This window comes from Gracilibacillus orientalis (assembly GCF_900114645.1).
Lineage (GTDB): Bacteria > Bacillota > Bacilli > Bacillales > Amphibacillaceae > Gracilibacillus > Gracilibacillus orientalis.
Genome location: NZ_FOTR01000005.1, coordinates 39,237 through 56,700, shown reverse-complemented (window position 1 = coordinate 56,700; position 17,464 = coordinate 39,237). Strand labels below are relative to the sequence as shown.

At 37.8% G+C, this 17,464-nt stretch carries 16 protein-coding genes and 1 pseudogene; 2 read left to right on the top strand and 15 right to left on the bottom strand.

Annotation, left to right across the window (positions count from 1 at the left end):
* Window positions 1–18 precede the first annotated feature (18 nt).
* The 11 genes from rpsN to BM121_RS10675 form a co-directional block, all read right to left on the bottom strand.
* Complete coding sequence (gene rpsN / locus BM121_RS10725) at window positions 19–288, bottom strand: 30S ribosomal protein S14 (RefSeq protein WP_091483636.1); 270 nt, start codon at window positions 286–288, stop codon at window positions 19–21.
* Between the two features lie 507 nt (window positions 289–795).
* A complete protein-coding gene (locus BM121_RS10720; RefSeq protein WP_091483635.1) occupies window positions 796–1,722 on the bottom strand; it encodes an iron-hydroxamate ABC transporter substrate-binding protein in 927 nt (308 codons plus the stop codon).
* Window positions 1,723–1,764: 42 nt separating this feature from the next.
* Complete coding sequence (locus BM121_RS10715; RefSeq protein ID WP_091483826.1) at window positions 1,765–2,802, bottom strand: NAD(P)/FAD-dependent oxidoreductase; 1,038 nt, start codon at window positions 2,800–2,802, stop codon at window positions 1,765–1,767.
* Window positions 2,803–2,876: 74 nt separating this feature from the next.
* Window positions 2,877–3,914 carry a FecCD family ABC transporter permease gene (locus BM121_RS10710; RefSeq protein WP_091483634.1) on the bottom strand — a complete coding sequence of 346 codons (1,038 nt, stop codon included), beginning with the start codon at window positions 3,912–3,914 and terminating at the stop codon, window positions 2,877–2,879.
* Window positions 3,911–4,966 carry a FecCD family ABC transporter permease gene (locus BM121_RS10705; RefSeq protein ID WP_091483633.1) on the bottom strand — a complete coding sequence of 352 codons (1,056 nt, stop codon included), beginning with the start codon at window positions 4,964–4,966 and terminating at the stop codon, window positions 3,911–3,913. Before BM121_RS10705 ends, BM121_RS10710 begins: the two co-directional genes overlap by 4 nt.
* A 61-nt stretch (window positions 4,967–5,027) precedes the next feature.
* Window positions 5,028–5,837 (bottom strand): ABC transporter ATP-binding protein, encoded by an 810-nt coding sequence (locus BM121_RS10700; protein WP_091483632.1) that lies wholly within the window; start codon window positions 5,835–5,837, stop codon window positions 5,028–5,030.
* Between the two features lie 138 nt (window positions 5,838–5,975).
* Complete coding sequence (locus BM121_RS10695; protein WP_091483631.1) at window positions 5,976–6,947, bottom strand: ABC transporter substrate-binding protein; 972 nt, start codon at window positions 6,945–6,947, stop codon at window positions 5,976–5,978.
* Window positions 6,948–7,210: 263 nt separating this feature from the next.
* The gene (locus tag BM121_RS10690) at window positions 7,211–8,329 is read right to left on the bottom strand and encodes an N-acetylmuramoyl-L-alanine amidase family protein (protein WP_091483630.1); all 1,119 of its coding nucleotides are present in this window, start codon (window positions 8,327–8,329) and stop codon (window positions 7,211–7,213) included.
* 419 nt (window positions 8,330–8,748) lie between these two features.
* The gene (locus BM121_RS10685) at window positions 8,749–9,717 is read right to left on the bottom strand and encodes an LCP family glycopolymer transferase (RefSeq protein WP_091483629.1); all 969 of its coding nucleotides are present in this window, start codon (window positions 9,715–9,717) and stop codon (window positions 8,749–8,751) included.
* 23 nt (window positions 9,718–9,740) lie between these two features.
* Entirely contained in the window at window positions 9,741–11,123 is a 1,383-nt protein-coding gene (locus BM121_RS10680; RefSeq protein WP_175495402.1) for a glycosyltransferase family 2 protein, read from the bottom strand.
* 345 nt (window positions 11,124–11,468) lie between these two features.
* Window positions 11,469–12,221: a peptidoglycan-binding protein gene (locus tag BM121_RS10675; RefSeq protein ID WP_245780783.1), complete on the bottom strand. Its 753-nt coding sequence runs from the start codon at window positions 12,219–12,221 to the stop codon at window positions 11,469–11,471.
* Between the two features lie 441 nt (window positions 12,222–12,662).
* Here BM121_RS10675 and BM121_RS10670 point away from each other — a divergent pair, with 441 nt between their 5' ends.
* On the top strand, window positions 12,663–13,394 hold the full coding sequence (locus BM121_RS10670) for a GTP pyrophosphokinase (protein WP_091483626.1): 732 nt from the start codon (window positions 12,663–12,665) through the stop codon (window positions 13,392–13,394).
* Window positions 13,395–13,407: 13 nt separating this feature from the next.
* Here the strand turns inward: BM121_RS10670 and BM121_RS22535 are convergent, their stop codons facing one another.
* Complete coding sequence (locus BM121_RS22535; RefSeq protein ID WP_281244817.1) at window positions 13,408–13,530, bottom strand: hypothetical protein; 123 nt, start codon at window positions 13,528–13,530, stop codon at window positions 13,408–13,410.
* A gap of 43 nt (window positions 13,531–13,573) precedes the next feature.
* Window positions 13,574–13,660 (bottom strand): annotated as a pseudogene (locus BM121_RS22670) (GntR family transcriptional regulator); the annotation flags it as partial.
* 368 nt (window positions 13,661–14,028) lie between these two features.
* On the opposite strand from BM121_RS22670, the gene BM121_RS10660 reads away from it, so the two are divergent.
* Complete coding sequence (locus BM121_RS10660; protein WP_091483625.1) at window positions 14,029–15,126, top strand: glycoside hydrolase family 11 protein; 1,098 nt, start codon at window positions 14,029–14,031, stop codon at window positions 15,124–15,126.
* A gap of 202 nt (window positions 15,127–15,328) precedes the next feature.
* On the opposite strand, the gene BM121_RS10655 is transcribed toward BM121_RS10660, so the two are convergent.
* Together BM121_RS10655 and BM121_RS10650 are read right to left on the bottom strand one after the other, a co-directional pair.
* Window positions 15,329–16,183, bottom strand: a complete 855-nt coding sequence (locus BM121_RS10655; protein ID WP_091483624.1) for an ABC transporter permease — start codon at window positions 16,181–16,183, stop codon at window positions 15,329–15,331.
* Window positions 16,180–17,127: an ABC transporter ATP-binding protein gene (locus BM121_RS10650; RefSeq protein WP_091483623.1), complete on the bottom strand. Its 948-nt coding sequence runs from the start codon at window positions 17,125–17,127 to the stop codon at window positions 16,180–16,182. The genes BM121_RS10655 and BM121_RS10650 overlap by 4 nt, the downstream gene beginning before the upstream one ends.
* Window positions 17,128–17,464: the final 337 nt, after the last annotated feature.

The following is a 17,464-nucleotide window of genomic DNA, read 5'->3' as shown; positions in this document are numbered from 1 at the left end:
TAACCACCTAAACGCCAATTACCAACTGGACTTTTTCACACCTGGTATTTGTCCTTTATGTGCATATTCTCTAAAGGCTATACGCGACATGTTGAACTTTCGCATATAGCCTCGTGGTCTGCCAGTACTTTCGCAACGATTTTTTAAGCGAGTTGGAGAAGAGTCTCGTGGCAATTTACGAAGTGCTTCATAATCACCTTTTGCTTTGAGCTCTTTCCTCAAGACAGCGTATTGTTCAACCATTTTCTGGCGCTTTTTTTCTTTTGCAATTTTAGACTTTTTAGCCATTTAAGCTACTCCTCTCTATTATTTAATAATTACCCTCTATATAAAAATCATTTTTAAATCGTAATGATTACGTAATACATGATATTATAAAGCATTTTTATGCATTGTAAATAATAATGATTACGATTTGTCGCTTGTATAATCCCTTCCCTTTCCACAAATGAAGGATAAGATCAACGTGGTATTGGACGAATTGTGGATTAGCATGCTTTTTATGACAAATCTATTGATATTCCCCTTAGATTTGTCAGTTATATCTTTTTTTGTGACAAATCCCTCCCTATTTCACTTAGATTTGTCGGTTATTTCTTTTTTTGTGACAAATCTCATAGTTTTCCATTTAGATTTGTTCTTTAAATTTCTTTCGTCCTGTCGTCCTTGGGGGGATGTTAAGATTTTCATAAATTCTGCTTGATTTTAGAACTTATCCACTTAACCATAAAAAACTGCATCTTAAAAAGTCTCTCACCTTTTTAAAATACAGCCTCATATTCATAAAACAATTTTCTATTGTTGTCCCAGAAAACCTTCTTCAAAGATTTCTGTTAAATAATCAAGTGTGATCGGGTCACTATACGAAGATGCTTCCTGATCAATTTCGATAACACGGTTGTTCTTAACTGCCGGAATATTGTTCCAAATATCACTCTCCATGAATTCATTATCCTCGGACGATTTTTTACTAACGACGATAAAATCACCCGCATATTCCGGAAGGGCTTCTAATGACAACGTGTGGTATCCTTCTTCTAATGCATCTTCACTTACTTTTTCAGGCATGTTTAGATCCATTGCTTGATATAAGATTTCTGTACCTCGCGCCCAATTATCACCGAATACATAGAAGTTTTTTGCATCTACTTCAAACACTGTCACCGTAACATCTTCTCCGTACTCTGCTTTGATCTCTTCACCGATTTTTGCTGTGCGTTGTTCGAAATCATCGACCCATTCCTGTGCTTCTTCTTCTTTATTTAACAACTTTCCAATTTCTACTTGCTGGGACAGGTAATCGAGTTTACCCCATGTATAAATTACAGTAGGTGCAATTTTCTCCAGTTCCTCTAGATTCTCCATGTGCGATCCAGCAATGATAAGATCAGGATCTTCTGCCATAATACTCTCCGGCTCATTTTCAGAGACGACTGCTTCGTCTGCCAATTCATCCGTAAAAAGTGGACTGGACTTTGTCCACTGATCAACACCTACCAACTCACCATCCAACGCATGTACGTTTGGTGCATTAGTCAAAGCAACAATTCGCTGTGGATTAGCAGGAATTTCTACTGGACCAGTCTCTGATTCATATGTAACAGTATCTGTAGACTCCGCTGTATTTTCTGCTTGGGAAGAACTAGACTCACTACCACAAGCACTAACGACAAAGACAACAGAGGTAAAAACGATCATTAAAAAATAATGTTTAATTTTCATATATTATAATCCTTTCTTTAGAAAAATAGTCAGGTTTCCTTGCTATTTCGTATATAAATACTCTTTATTTTTTTCTTTGAAACGGGCATTATGAGAAGACACCAATGCCACTTTTTGTGCTTCAGGATCTAAATAGCGCTTCGCACAGTTAACTACATTAGCAGCATCTTGAAAGGCTCCCGCTATAAGGTGTAACTTTCCTTCATGAGACAGAATATCACCAGCGCCATATAATCCTGGAATATTCGATTCTCCTAGTACATTCCCCTGAATAAAATAATTATCTTTCAATTCAATTTGCAGGCCGCTTTCCGTCATTAATTGGTGATTACGATTATAGCCATGATTAACAAGAACGGCATCAACAGAAAGAGTATCCGTCTTGTTTGTTTGGTTATTAAGTGTTTTCACTTCATTAATCGAATCATCGCCTAGTAATGCTGTTATCTCTGTGTGAGTACGGTATTCCACATTATTTCTTGCTAACTTTGAAACATCTGACTCATGTGCCTTGAAGTCGTCTCCTCGATAGATTAATATCACTTGTTTAGCAACTGGGGCTAGCTCATTTGCCCAATCAACAGCAGATGAGCCTCCACCTGATATGAGAACAGTCTTATCTTTAAAATCTGCTATGGATTTCACGCTATAATATAAGTTGCTATTTTCATATAATGAAGCATTTTCGGCATCGAGCTTAATCGGATCAATAACTCCTGCACCTACTGCCATGATGACAGTTTTAGAGTAATGTATCTTTTGTTGATCGGTTTCTAATTCAAAAATATGGGAATCTAATTTATTCATTTTTGTTATGGTCTGCTGAAGCTCAATCGTCGGTTCAAACGTAAGCCCTTGTTCTATCATTTGTTCAATAAGACCAGATCCGTTAATCGGCGTCATACCTCCGATGTCCCATATCATTTTTTGTGGGTAAACGTGGACTTTTCCTCCTAATTGGGACTGTGCTTCAATAACTTTTACTTTCATTTCACGTAACCCTGCATAAAATGCTGCAAATAAACCGGCCGGTCCTCCACCAATGATCGTAACGTCATAAACCTCTTCATTATGTTCCATCATCAAATAACACCTCTTTTTTCCTAAAATATATTGATTATTTGTTTCACTTTTTCCCATTTAAATAGTGATTTCTAATCTTTTGTTTTCGCCAGCAAGTATAAGAAATATGGCGAACCAATAACAGCGACAATAATACCTGCTGGAATTTCAGAAGGTTGCATCATCCATCGCCCTAGAGTATCAGCAGCGAGAAGTAGCAATGCACCAACCATGGCAGAAATAGGAATAATATACTCATGCTTATCCCCTACCAATCGTCGTGTTAAGTGAGGGGCAATTAGACCCACAAATCCTATACCACCGCTAATAGAAACACAAGCTGCAGCAAGACCGACTGCTGATGCTAATAATATCCGTCTTTCTTTCTCCATATGGGCTCCCAGACCGATGGCTGTTTCATCACCAAGATTTAATACATTGAGGACTGATGCTTTGACGTAGACAAACGGAATCAATATGATTAGCCAAGGTAATAATGCAAGTACAAACTTCCAATTCGAACCCCAAATGCTACCAGCTAACCATGTTGCTAAAAATTGATAATTTTCAGGGTCAAGATTTAATGTCAATACGATCATTAAGGCATTAATTCCTGCAGCTATAGCAACACCTGTTAACACAAGTCGAATCGGTGATATCCCTTCATGACGTTTATATGCCAAAACATAAATAAGAACTGCTGCTCCTCCAGCACCGATAAACGCTATAATCGGCATTACAAAAACAGGAGCGGCTGATGCTGATGAAAAAAACGAAATGAATAGCATGACCGCCAGACCAGCTCCTGCATTGATCCCGATGATGCCCGGCTCAGCTAATGGGTTACGAACAACTCCTTGTAATACTGCCCCAGAAACCGCCAATCCCACACCAACTAATATAGCAACAACCATACGTGGCAATCGAAAATCAAATAAGATTAAAGATTGCTGTTCTGTTCCTTGTCCTATTAATGTCATAAACGTTTCTTGTGGTGTTAATCGGATATGACCAGTATTTAAACTGATTAAAAAACATATGCTAATCAGAATAAGGAGGATAGCAACACTTAGTTTTACCTGTCTTTCCTTTTTTAGCTGACTTTTGGTTTTCCACTGTTTACTGGTCATACTTGGCCTCCTCCTTTTCTTGCTAAATACAAGAAGAAGGGTACACCTATAAGAGCTATTAATGCTCCGATTGGTGTTTCATAAGGAGGATTAATGATACGTGCTGATAAATCGGCAAAAACAACCAGTAAAGCTCCAAGCAATGCAGAAGTCGGGATTATCCACCGGTAATCATGACCTACTAATCGACGTGCTAGATGCGGAACGATCAATCCGACAAAACTAACAGCGCCTACCACTGAAACGGCCGCTCCCGCTAAAATAAGGATGATGATAGCACTTAGTATTTTCACTCGGCCCATTTTCTCACCAAGCCCTATGGCTACTTCTTCACCCAGACTCAAGATCGTAATTGATCGTGACAAGGCGATCGCACCTAGAATAGCTATGCACAACCATGGCGTCACAACCTTCAAATGACTCCAAGTTGTACCTGAAACGCCACCGGCATACCAGAAAGCTAAATCCTGCCCAATTTCGTAATAGAGCGCAATCCCTTCACTTAGTGCACCTAACAAAGCACTAACCGCTGCTCCTGCCAATACTAAGCGTATCGGTGTTAATCCGTTCTCTGATAATGAACCAACACCATATACAATCCCCGCTCCTAAAGCTGCTCCTAAAAAGGAAAATAATATTACGTACGTATAAGATAAACCAGGGAAAAAAGCAAAGCATAAAGCCAGCATAAAAGCTGCTCCAGCATTTAATCCAAGCAACCCCGAATCAGCTAAAGGGTTACGCGTCATCCCTTGCATTAGTGCCCCGGATACCGCAAAGCAACTTCCAACAATGGCTGCTCCAATCACACGAGGCATCCTCAGTTCCCAGATAATTTGATGCTCCACCAATTCAGGATTGAAATTAAACACAGTTCCCCATACCGTTTTAAAATCTATATCTGCTGCTCCTAAGGATATCGACAGTACTAACGAAAATATCAGCATCAACGTCCCCGCCGATAGTATCCATATGCCTACGGTTGGGCGTGCCGTTTCTTTTACTTTTCTTAATTGTTCTTTTTCATCCATTTGTTGATTTGACCATTCCATCTATTTATTATTCCTTTCTTGTATACACGGAGACATGCAAAACCAATAATAAGTGTTTCTGCTAGATAACTTTACATTCCGAATTATTTTTGCATAGCTGATATGACAAGCACACCGGATTAGTACTGTGCGGGCATGAAATTAAGTCCGCATTTATCTGAAAAACTTTCCTCAAGTAATCGCAAGTCATGACTTCATTCGGTGTCCCTTCCGTTATCACTGCTCCATCTCTCATGGCAATCATATAGTCAGAAAAACGTGAGGCGTGATTTAAATCGTGCAGCACCATAATAATGGTTCGGCCTTCTTCTTTATTTAAACGTTGTAGTAATAATAAAATATCTAATTGATGGGCTAGATCTAAATAAGTGGTAGGTTCATCAAGCACAAGTATGTCTGTTCCTTGCGACAACGCCATTGCTATCCACACTCGTTGTCTCTGACCTCCCGAAAGAGCATTGGCGGGTTGATCTTTCAAATCATTCAAACCGGTTACATCAAGTGCCCAATAAATATATTCATAGTCTTTTTGGGTTAATCTTCCCATCCGCTTGCGATGAGGAAAACGACCATAAGAAACGAGTTCAAACACCGTTAATCCACTAGGTGCTTGTGCTGTTTGGGGTAAAACAGCCATACGCTTGGCAACCTCTTTGGTATCCAATGTATGGATAGCTTTTCCTTCTAAGAAAACAGCTCCAGATTGCACTTGCAAAACGCGGACAATCGTTTTGATAAGCGTTGATTTCCCGCATCCATTGGGTCCGACAATAGTCGTGATTTTATGTTTTGGAATCGCGACACTCAAATCTTTAATAATTAAGTTGTTCGAATAACCTACACTTATTTTATTTACATCTAAAGCATCCATTAAAAATCTCCTCTCTTAAGATCAATAAAGTAAGACTATGATCAGTGGGGGTCTTACAGACGGTTAACACCGTGATAAAAATGGTTGATTTGAACCAATATATCCGCCTTCATTCCATTTATTTTGGCACCTTATGATTTAGTTGACCTTTTCATTCGATTGAAAAAATTCGACAAGTAAGTCTAATTGATAATCGAGAGCTATGACATCTTGGAAGTAGAACGATGCAAGGTCATATTCATACACCTTTCCTTCCTTAACAGCAGATAATTCTGTCCATAATTTACTAGATTGAATTTCAGCTTTTTTATCTGATCCAGTATCTCGTACACCCATTAAGATATAATCAGCTTCTCCTAAGTACTCTGGTATGGTTTCCAGGGATATACTTGCCCACCCCTCAGCTTCTGTGACTTCCTCTACCTTCTTCGGTGCTGCTAATTCTAATTGATTATATAAAATTTCCCCGCCGCGACCATATGTTTTTCCAAACACATACAAATCTTTATCTGTAATTTCAACGATCGCTACCTTGGTATCTTGTTCCAATGTATCTGATAGTTGTACTTTCTTATCCTTTACTTTCTCTTGAAACTGCTCTAACCTTTGCTGAGCCTCCGTTTCCTTATTTAATATTTTGCCGAATTCAAGTAAACGTTCTTCGTAATTAAGTTCTCCATATGGAATCAAAACCGTCGGGGCAATTTTGGACGATTGTTCATATGAATCTTCTGTATATGTAATAATTAAATCAGGGTTTAGACTAGTAATCTTTTCTAAGGATATTGCGGTATCCTCTCCGACGCTTTCTACGCCTTTCAACTGTTCCTGATAATAAGGCGCATCGAAAACCATTGTTTCAGATACTCCAACAGGTTTGACGCCCATCGCCAATACATCACCGACATAATCTCTCACTGAAACTACAACCCTTGATGGTTCAAGTGGTAATTCAACCGTTCCCTTTTCACTCTCGTAATATCTAACATTTTCCGTCTCATCCTCTTCAGAATTGGCTTCATGAGTAGCAGTCGTATTACAAGCACCTAGAAGTGCCAAGGACATCAACAGACAAAAGATTATAAAATAAACATTCTTCTGTTTATACATATTTTCCCTCCAAACCCGTAACCAATATTGATAATCATTATCAGTTAAAAAGTATATACTATTACTCTCAGAAAAACAACCCTTGATTATCTTTAAATGTTCATAAAGTGAGACTATGATCAGTGGGGGTCTTACAGACGGTTAGCACCGTGATAAAAATTGGAAAGTTCACAATTGACTTGTAGGAAGAGAAAGGAATTCATTTAGGAGAAGGGGACCTTACAGCAAAAAAGTGGGCTGAATATTCATTCAGCCCACTCGTATTATTCAAAATATGTTATTAATCCATTTGTGATTCCCGTTGCTACACTGTTTTGATAGCTTTCTGTTTGTACGATCGGCAGGTTATGAGGATTGGATATAAAACCTAACTCAAGTAAAACAGAAGGAGCTGATGAATTAACAAGCACTTTATAGTTTGCTTGTCTTACTCCCCGATCATGAAGACTAACTTGAGATATAATGGATGACTGTATAGATTCACCCATTTTTTTATCAGCTATATCAGCAAAATACGTAGTAACTCCATTTGCTGACATATTTAAAGATGAATCATAATGAAGACTAATGAAAGCATCTGTATAATAGCTATTACTAATTCTGACACGATCATCTAATAAGACAAAATTATCTCCGGTTCTAGTGACAATGACATTAGCACCGGCATCACGTAAATGATCAATAACCTTTGTTGAAGTAGGTAATATAACGTCTTTTTCTTGTATTCCATTGAAGCCTATTGCTCCAGGATCTGTACCACCATGTCCCGGGTCAACAACAATATTGTATCCTTCTAAGCTTTTTGAATTAGAGGATACAGCATTAGCATTGTTATCTTGAGATGCTTCTTGGTGAGAAGCTTGGTCAGTTAACCACGAAGCAATCCAGCCTGTTTCTGATCCACTTAACATAATTTGATACCAATCACCTGACTTGTCTGTCACCTCAAAGTTATCTCCAGATACTGCTGAGCTAACCATTTCATGACTAGTACCTGGTCCAGAACGAACAAAAATGCTTTCGGATGTAATAGTAACCATTTTATGATCACTACTTGTTTCGGTATTAGTAGTTCCTGTACTAGCAGTTTCGGTATTCGAAGAATCTTTTTTTACTAAATGATGTCTGGCCACCCATACTTCTTCTCCATCTAAGTAAGTTTGAACCCATCCGTATTTTTCCTGGAAAATCACTAGCTCATTCCCGTTCACGAATTGTGCTACGATTTCACTGTCAGAAGAAGGCCCACTTCGAACATTAAGAGTCGATGAACTAACTTCATAGGTTTCTAAATTACTAGCTTGTACTGGTTGCAAAAATATAAATGATAGAAAAAATAAAGAAAGAATAAATACGAGTTTAGAAGATAATCTATTATTCATTGTTGCCCTCCTTTTTTCCTATAGGAAAGATGCTAAAATATTCCTCTTCTTAATATGATAGAATATCACAAAAGACTAATCGTTAAACTATTTTGTCGAAAAATGATTATTTTTACCTATAACCTTTTAGAGAAAAGAGGATTATATTGCTTATATGATTGATATAATTGCAGAAAAATTAGTTTTATAGTCTTATGGAAAAATAGTAAAATGCAAAAGAAATAGCGTGTTTCGAAAGAGATTGATCAAAACACACTATTATTATTTTTAATAGCAAATGCTTTTTAGTGGTATTCCATGAAAATATGTGGAAATTGAAATAAAGTAACCCGTTATCTACAACAAAAGAAAAAAGAGAAATAAGAGTACTAATAATGTAGCTCTTATCTCTCTTTTGAATCATAAAACGCAACTTTCAACTATTCTTCCAACTGCTTATTCAATTCCTCAGAAAGTTCCTGAACTTTTTCTTCATCTGGCATATAGTAATACGTCTCATCGATTTCTCCGTCTTCTCCGGGGATTTCGTGTTCTACAATATTGTTTAAAGCATCACGATAATTATCTTGTATATCCCACATAGATTCCAGATCTAGGTTGGTTCGAAAATTATCTTCTATTGCGGTAAGTATCTTTTTAAAATTAGAAATAGATGAAGTTAAACCTTGTAGTGTTGTTCCTTTTTCCATGAGTGCCTGAATGACCTGTCTTTGTCTTTCCTGACGGCCAAAGTCTCCTCGTGGGTCATCTTTTCTCATACGTACATATTTTCTTGTTTCTTCACTATTTAAGTGATTAGGACCTTCTTCAAAAGTAACTCCTTTATATGTAAATGCAAAGCTATTGTCCACTTCGATGCGACCCACTGCATCCACAATATCTTCAAGTCCTGTCATATCCACTTTCACAAAATAATCCACTCTCACATCCAAGAAGGTTTCTACTGATTGCACAGTCATACTAGTACCACCTAGAGCATATGAATGTGAAATCTTATCTTTTTCACCATCTAAAGCAGGAGAATCTGGAATCTCATCATCTATAATTTCTCCTGTCATTTCTGTATACGTATCACGCGGAATACTTACCATATGTGTTGTTTCTGTTTTTGGATTTAAGGTTACATAAATGAGTGTATCCGATCGTTGATTAAAATCTCCATTTGACCCAGGTTCATCTACTCCAATTAATAATAGACTCATTGGTTCACCTGATCCCAATTCGAGATTTTTTACACGCATTTGATTTGCCTGATAATCAATTTCTTCCTGAATATTCGTAATGGTTGATGTAAATGAATGCCATGCATAACCTCCGGTAGTGATAAGGAGCACACCAACAGCGGTTATTACTATGACGAGTAACTTTTTTAATTTGTCTTTGTTCATATTATCCTCACCCAGCTTTTATGTTATATCCTTGTAGTATATTCTGATGCCATATCTGTTTCATAGTTTCTTCCGGTTCGTTTTACCTTTTTCCAGTCTTTATTAAAGAAATAGGCGATACTTCCATACAAAACAAAATACATGGTTACAAAGCGATGGATAAAAACATCATAGAGAATCGTTAAGAACAATCGAAAGACTTGCTTTTTTTGAAAAGTAAAGCCATAACGTTTAACCTGTAATATTGCCAATATGTCATATACTAAATTAAATATGATAATATAAAGTAAATAGATCAATACAAAACTAAGTAATGACGTAGAAAAATTAACGACTGCATTGTACGTGAAAACACCAATTGTTACATAGGCTGCTAGTATTGCAACAACAAGTGTTTCTGCAATGTAGAAAAAGGAAACAGCTCTTGTCAATACAGTTCTTAATAGAAAGGGCATAAAGTGGACTAGACAATCAATATATCCCTTTTGCCAACGGATTCTCTGCTTAAATAAATCTATCCATGTTTCCGGTAATTCCGTATAACTAATAGCATCCTTAATGAGGACAATTTTTTTATTTTTCATCTCATGTTTCTTTTTAGAGATATAACGCTGAATTTTTAGCGTTATATCAATGTCTTCCCCTACAGAGGACCTGTATCCGCCAACCTTAACGAGCAATTCCCTATTGAAAATACCAAAGGCTCCAGATATAATTGCCAATCCCTGAAAACGGGCTAGTGATATCTTCGTTACATAAAAAGCTTTAAGAAAATCGAGCATCTGCACACCAAGGAGCACATTAGCTTTCGTTAGCGTAAGCTTATTCAATGGATTTGACGTTTTTGCTTGCAAGACATGCACCATACCACCTGCAGCAATAACATTTTCATCGTCAAATGTATTATTGATGGAATGGAGAGCAGATTCTGTTAATATGGTGTCTGCATCCAATGTTACGACTAATTCTTTTGTCGAACATTCAATGCCAGCATTTAATGCATCTGCTTTGCCACCATTTACTTTATTCACCACAAAGATATAAGGATATAATTTAGACTGATAAGCACTCTCAATTTCCTGATGCGGTAACTGATTAAGTGTCGTTTTCCAGCATTGTTCTAACTCTAAATTTTTATACAAAAGTGGAAACGTATCATCCGACGAACCATCATTAACATAAATCACCTCAAAGTTTTGGTAATCTAGTGATTTCATGCTATTAACCGACGTTTTGATAATTCCCGCTTCATTGAAACAAGGGATTAATATACTTACTCCTTTCTCTGACTTGGGATTTCGTCTATCATCCTCTCCCTGTACACGAAACCATGGCAAGCAATGAAGTAGATGGAGAATCGGAAAAAATATACATATGTAGAATAAAATAAAAAGAAATGTTTCCAATACCAGAATCCCCTTTCGATCTAAGTTGACTTTCTACTACATATCTTGCCAATAGCAGACACCCTTTTACAATAGTTATTACAAAAAACTAAACCTATTACCTACTAATTGTTAAATAAATCGTTTAAATAGAGTAGACTTGGATAAAATGGATTGTTTTTCCTATGGTAAAATACGGATTATAGAAGTGCTAGATACTTGCTAAAATATGTAATACTAATTCGTGGATGTTTCTGTTTCTTACCTGATAAAAGTGAAACTATGATCAGTGGGGGCTTACTGACGGTTAGTATCGTGATACAAAAGCTGACCCGCGGCAAAAATGCAGGGGTCAGCTCTTGTAATCTATTCTATTATTTCCACACGTACGTTTTTACGTCCCCATTGAAGGGCATCGTCACGGTTAGGAATGAACAAATCGATTGAATCGCCATTTATACCACCGCCAATATCTGCTGCAATGGCGACTCCATAACCTTCCACTTTAACAATAGATCCTAGTGGAATAACACTAGGGTCAACAGCGATTACTTTCGCATCAGGATATTCCTTTAGATCAAGACCCATCTTTGTCACACCTGAACAACCATCACAACTTGCCGTATACGCTGTACTTTCCACCGTCAATGTTTTTCCAGCTGCTGTACCACGCTCAGCTAAACTATCCAATGCTGATCTAGTATTAGGTCCTGCAATTCCGTCGACTGCTAATCCTTGTTGTTTTTGAAAGCTCTTAATCGCACTCACTGTACCGGAACCATAAATACCATCTATACTTGAATTGTAGTGTCCTGTCTCCTTCAACTGGTATTGAATTTGGATGACTTGCTTTCCTATATTACCATTTCGCAACACTTGTGCCGCATGATTCGTTTGCGGACCAGCAATACCATCTACTTTCAGATTTCGTTTTCGTTGAAAATCCTCTACCGCTTCCTCCGTGATGTCACCGTAGTATCCTGTCGACGTATGGTACGGGAATACTCCTTTCGTCATCAAATAATCCTGCAATTCGGCAACATCCGATCCTGATGATCCATTAGTTAGTGTGCGATCCCCAATCGCAGCTTCTGAAATGGTAGGAGCTATAATCATCATAAGGGCCCCCATTATACAAACTATAAACATATTTCTAAATCTTTTTAACATAAAAAATTCCTCCCCATTTTCTCTTTACATAAGAGAATTCGAGAGAAACTATTATTTCTTGTATGTAAAATTCAGAATCAGATCATTCGACTCTATATCAGCCATTATTTTGAAATAATGCATTCTATATGGTCTGTTTGAATATGGAGGTTATTTTACAATCCGTGCTTCAAATTCATTATTTCTAAAAATCATCCCTTGATGCATTTTGTATTGGATTTGAATGATTCCCATAGCATTCATTTGACTGCACACCACAGTTCTTTCACACTTTTTCCTCATTCTTTTCTTTGACTTGAGCTGATTACTTTATGATAATAGAATTTACCAAAACAATTAATAGTGCTTGAATATAGATACGTTAGTGAATGAGAAGGGAGATTTCACAACATGGAAGATACTTCAATAGAACTCAAAAATGTCATGCATTGGAAAACAGAAATGGTACGATTTATGATGGCTTATAAGTTTGCCGTGGAAGAAGTAAGTACAAAAATTAGTATATTACAACAGGAATTTCAACAAATTCATGATTACAATCCGATTGAACATGTGAAATCACGTGTCAAATCACCTGAAAGCACCTTCAAAAAAGTGCAAAAGAAAAAGTTGCCTTTAAACCTGCCAGTGATCCGAGAGAACATCCGTGACATTGCCGGAATTCGAATAAACTGTTCTTTCGTATCAGATATTCATAGAGTAGCAGATATGCTGACTCAACAGAAAGATATTACATTGATTGAAAAGAAAGACTATATACAAAATCCAAAGACTAATGGATACAAAAGTCTTCACCTGATAGTACAGATACCCATTTTCATGTCAGACCGGGTTGAAAATGTTTATGCTGAAATTCAAATTAGAACGATTGCAATGGACTTCTGGGCAAGTTTAGAGCATAAAATCTACTATAAATATAATAAAGCTATCCCTAAATCATTACGAGATGATTTAAGAGATGCTGCAGTGACAGCAAATGAACTAGATGAACGAATGGAGAGAATCCATAAGGAAGTAAGTCAACTCAAAGAAGACGATCACCAAAATGGTAATGGGGAAAAACCGATTATCTTTCCTCCTGAATTTCTATCAATGTTAGCTGAAAATGAAGATAAATCATAATATTATTAAAAACCTATGATACCTTATCATAGGTTTTTCTATTATCTTTGTCTTCTTCGCTGTGAATGGTTTTCTTTGTTAAAAGGTGTAATATAAGTGCAAGAATAGTCAATTGCGATAACCTCGCTATACTCATAAACAACACCACCTTTAAGTAGGCAACGGTTTTGTATTTTCATAGCTGGAATACCTTTTTTGCATCCCATCAATTCTGCTTGCTCTTTATTAATTAATACAGGCTCATATGAAGTAAGGTAGTGTGAGATATTTAGTTTTTTTGTTGCACATATTCTTGAATAGAATTTGCGACATCTGTAATTTCTAGCTCAGGAAATAGTTTGTGTGGTAATTTTGATGTTTCAATTTGTAGTATGCATATTTTTTATGTTAATAAGTTAATGGAAACACAGATTGATACGAGATAAATGACAAAGTCTTCACTAAAACTATGAAATCTTTAATTTCTTAAATATCATATATAGTTTTTATGGTTAAAATTAATGGAAAATTCTAGTACCATTAAAGTGCGTTAAAGAGACCGCTTACAAAAAGGAGGGAGTAATTTGCCTGATAAGGGCTGCACAGCATCATAGTAAGGACTAATTGCATTTCAGCAAAAAGGAGGAATTCCAAATTGAAACGAAAAAGTATGAAGATTTTTTTCGTAATGTTAGTTTGTTTCGCACTTACAATTCCTGCAATAAATGTCAATGCAGCGGTCACTAGTAATGAAACTGGCACCCATGACGGATACGATTATGAATTCTGGAAGGATAGCGGTGGGTCAGGAAGTATGACCCTCAATAGTGGTGGTACATTCAGTGCTGAGTGGAGTAATGTCAATAATATATTATTCCGTAAAGGCAAGAAATTCGACGAGACACAGACACACCAGCAAATTGGAAATATATCAATAAACTATGGAGCCAACTATCAGCCTAATGGCAACTCCTATTTAACGGTTTATGGATGGACTGTTGACCCACTCGTAGAATATTACATCGTTGAGAGTTGGGGCAACTGGCGTCCACCAGGTGGAACAGTAAAAGACACCATTACCGTTGATGGTGGTACCTATGATATCTATGAGACCACTAGAACCAACGAACCTTCCATCATAGGAACGGCAACTTTTCAGCAGTATTGGAGTGTCCGAAGATCGAAACGTACGAGCGGAACCATATCTGTTAGTGAACATTTTAATGCGTGGGAAAGTTTAGGGATGGATATGGGTAATATGTATGAAACAGCACTTACGGTAGAGGGCTATCAAAGCAGTGGAAGTGCTGATGTATATAGTAATACAATTACTATCGGTGGAAACTCTGGTGGTGGTGATGGTGGTTCCGGCGGTGATGATGAAAATGACAGCAATACGAGAGTGGAAGCCGAAAACATGACCAAAAGTGGTCAGTATACCGGAAATATCAGTTCGCCATTCGATGGAGTCGCTTTATACGCAAACAATGATTCGGTCAAATACACCCAGTATTTTGCAAGTGACACCCATAGTTTTTCACTTCGTGGTGCTTCTGATAACTCCAACATGGCCAGAGTCGACTTAAAAATTGGCGGACAAACGAAGGGTACTTTCTACTTCGGCGGAAGCAACCCTGCTGTCTATACCATAGACAATGTGAACCATGGAACTGGAGAGCAAGAGATTGAGCTCATTGTAACATCTGATGACGGAGAGTGGGATGCTTTCGTTGATTATTTCGAGATCCATTAAAACCCTTAAAATAAATCTTTTAATTTTTTGATTTGTATAATAATCATTTTTCAATCTAAATCCTGGTGGGAACTTCCCCGCTGGGATTTTTGTGATTATATCATTTAAGTGACTTATAGTATCAGATAAAAAGACCCTTTGGACAATGTGAAATCCAAAAGGGAAATCTTCACCAACTTTATTATAAATCCATCAACACTGTTTAATAACCACGGGACATCATTTCTTGCTTGCGCTTCTCCATGGTGGATCCGGATTCTTTGCGTGCCATTCGTCTTAATATTTTGGGGACGATTAGGAATCCTGCAATGGTCCAAATACCAAGCACCCCAAACATTTCGAAATAGCGCCAGGATTCCCCAATTTCGGCCAGTACTGCTGTTTCTGGCAATAATGCCGCCCGCATGCCGAGACCCAGCCAATAAACCGGGAAAATTTGGCCAATGACTTGTAACCAATCTGGCAAACTGGTAATTGGATAAAAGATACCGGAGATTGCTGTCAAGGCACCCAACGGCAACATCGTCAAATTAAATGAGGAAGCAGTGCTTTTTACTAACGAGCCAACAACAGCTCCCCATGGAAGAGTAGCCAATATGCCAATAATAAAAATAAGCAACAGCAGCAACCAACCGCTCCAAGAAGTATCCGCCAATCCTTTAATCAAAAACAGTCCAGGCATCAGCAGCATGATCACACTTACCATGGAGAAAGTCGTCACACTAATAATTCTGCTGATCAAGTAACTGACCATACCATTTGGTGTCGCCTTCGCCCGAAGTAACGTTCCATCTTCCCGTTCAAATGTCAACGTAGTAGCAGCACCCATAAAGCCGCCGAATACAACTAACATACCGAGCAAACTCGGAAGTGCAAACATGGCTAATGCCATATCATTTCCTTCAATCGTCTTATTACGCTGGAAATACAAAACAACCAAGAATACAATAGTCATGATAATATTGAAGCCAAACTCTTGAGGATTTTTGAGCATTTGTTTAAACTCGATCCAGCCACGCAATACACCGAGTTTAGCCGCGTGTAGAACAGGGTTCATTCTGTTTCCCCCTCAAAATTGGCCAGCTTATTGTCCAACCGTCCGTTATTTTTTATCTGTTGAACCATTTTGATATAGACATCTTCCAGGCTCGCCTTGCGCACTTCTAGGTCAGTAACGGCAGCGCCATGCTCTTCAAACAATTGTTGGACAAACAATGGAGCATCCGGTACTTCTCGTTGGAAGCGTTCATTGTTCACCATCCACCGCACTTCTGAAGTTCCGGCAACTTGCTCAGCTAGTTGCTCTGCACTACCATTGGCGACGATTCTACCATCTGCCAGAATCAGAATACGATCGGATAGTTTCTCCGCCTCATGTAAATCGTGAGTCGTCAATAAAATCGTAGTGTCTTCTAATTTTGACAAACGTCGGATCACCTCATGAAAATCCCGACGAGCTTGCGGATCGAAGCCTGTAGTTGGCTCATCCAGAAACAAAACTTCAGGGTTGCCGATCAATCCAATGGCAACGTCAAGCCGTCTGCGTTGACCACCGGACAAGCTACTAATCTTTTGATTCGCTTGTTCTTGCAGACCGACTTTCTCAATCAATTCACCGGCATCCATTGGTCTGAAGCGAGTTGCAGTAGAATAAGGCTCGTAATATCTGCCCAAATGATCCAACAATTCATGCACTTTCCATTTCGGATGATCCCTCCAGGACTGCATAACAATACCAAGTTGTGCTCGCCAAGATTCATCTGCTTCTTTTGGAGAAATACCCAAGACAAACGCTTCCCCACCAGAAGATATACGGAAACCTTCTAGAATTTCGATGGTAGTCGTCTTTCCCGCACCGTTGGGACCTAGAAGGGCGAGAACTTCACCACGTCTCACTGAGAAATTCACATCCTTCAACACGTCCACTGTACCGTAACGCATTTTTAGCTGGCGTACTTCAATCACATGCGCTTCTTTTTCCGATCGAACTTTAGTCGTCATACATTCACCCTTTCCACATTTATATCCTGAAGATTTCCAACCGTCCTAATCTACCCTTTCATCTGTGGCTGCCTACACTGAGATGTCTCTTTTACTTAAATTAAAGTTTCTTTCTTTTTTACATGGTCTTCCCTGTTTCTTATAAAAGTAAAAGAGATTTCTATTTTATTTTACAACATCAATGCAAGTGATAACGTTCGAGTAAAAATAAGCTTTCATTAATTGATTTTCGTTTTATAAGCCGTTACATAACTCTAAAGTTATAGTTAAACCTTTTGGATAAAGGAGATATGAATCACTCCCTTTTAACTTCGTCTATTATCGGATCTTTAACGGC

Coding starts and splice junctions, on each gene's coding strand:
- BM121_RS10655 (WP_091483624.1), bottom strand. CDS start 16,183: ATGAACCCTGTTCTACACGCGGCTAAACTCGGTGTATTGCGTGGCTGG.
- BM121_RS22535 (WP_281244817.1), bottom strand. CDS start 13,530: ATGAGTATAGCGAGGTTATCGCAATTGACTATTCTTGCACTTATATTA.
- rpsN (WP_091483636.1), bottom strand. CDS start 288: ATGGCTAAAAAGTCTAAAATTGCAAAAGAAAAAAAGCGCCAGAAAATG.
- BM121_RS10710 (WP_091483634.1), bottom strand. CDS start 3,914: ATGACCAGTAAACAGTGGAAAACCAAAAGTCAGCTAAAAAAGGAAAGA.
- BM121_RS10670 (WP_091483626.1), top strand. CDS start 12,663: ATGGAAGATACTTCAATAGAACTCAAAAATGTCATGCATTGGAAAACA.
- BM121_RS10675 (WP_245780783.1), bottom strand. CDS start 12,221: ATGATGATTATAGCTCCTACCATTTCAGAAGCTGCGATTGGGGATCGC.
- BM121_RS10650 (WP_091483623.1), bottom strand. CDS start 17,127: ATGACGACTAAAGTTCGATCGGAAAAAGAAGCGCATGTGATTGAAGTA.
- BM121_RS10695 (WP_091483631.1), bottom strand. CDS start 6,947: ATGTATAAACAGAAGAATGTTTATTTTATAATCTTTTGTCTGTTGATG.
- BM121_RS10705 (WP_091483633.1), bottom strand. CDS start 4,966: ATGGAATGGTCAAATCAACAAATGGATGAAAAAGAACAATTAAGAAAA.
- BM121_RS10685 (WP_091483629.1), bottom strand. CDS start 9,717: ATGAACAAAGACAAATTAAAAAAGTTACTCGTCATAGTAATAACCGCT.
- BM121_RS10690 (WP_091483630.1), bottom strand. CDS start 8,329: ATGAATAATAGATTATCTTCTAAACTCGTATTTATTCTTTCTTTATTT.
- BM121_RS10715 (WP_091483826.1), bottom strand. CDS start 2,802: ATGGAACATAATGAAGAGGTTTATGACGTTACGATCATTGGTGGAGGA.
- BM121_RS10720 (WP_091483635.1), bottom strand. CDS start 1,722: ATGAAAATTAAACATTATTTTTTAATGATCGTTTTTACCTCTGTTGTC.
- BM121_RS10700 (WP_091483632.1), bottom strand. CDS start 5,837: ATGGATGCTTTAGATGTAAATAAAATAAGTGTAGGTTATTCGAACAAC.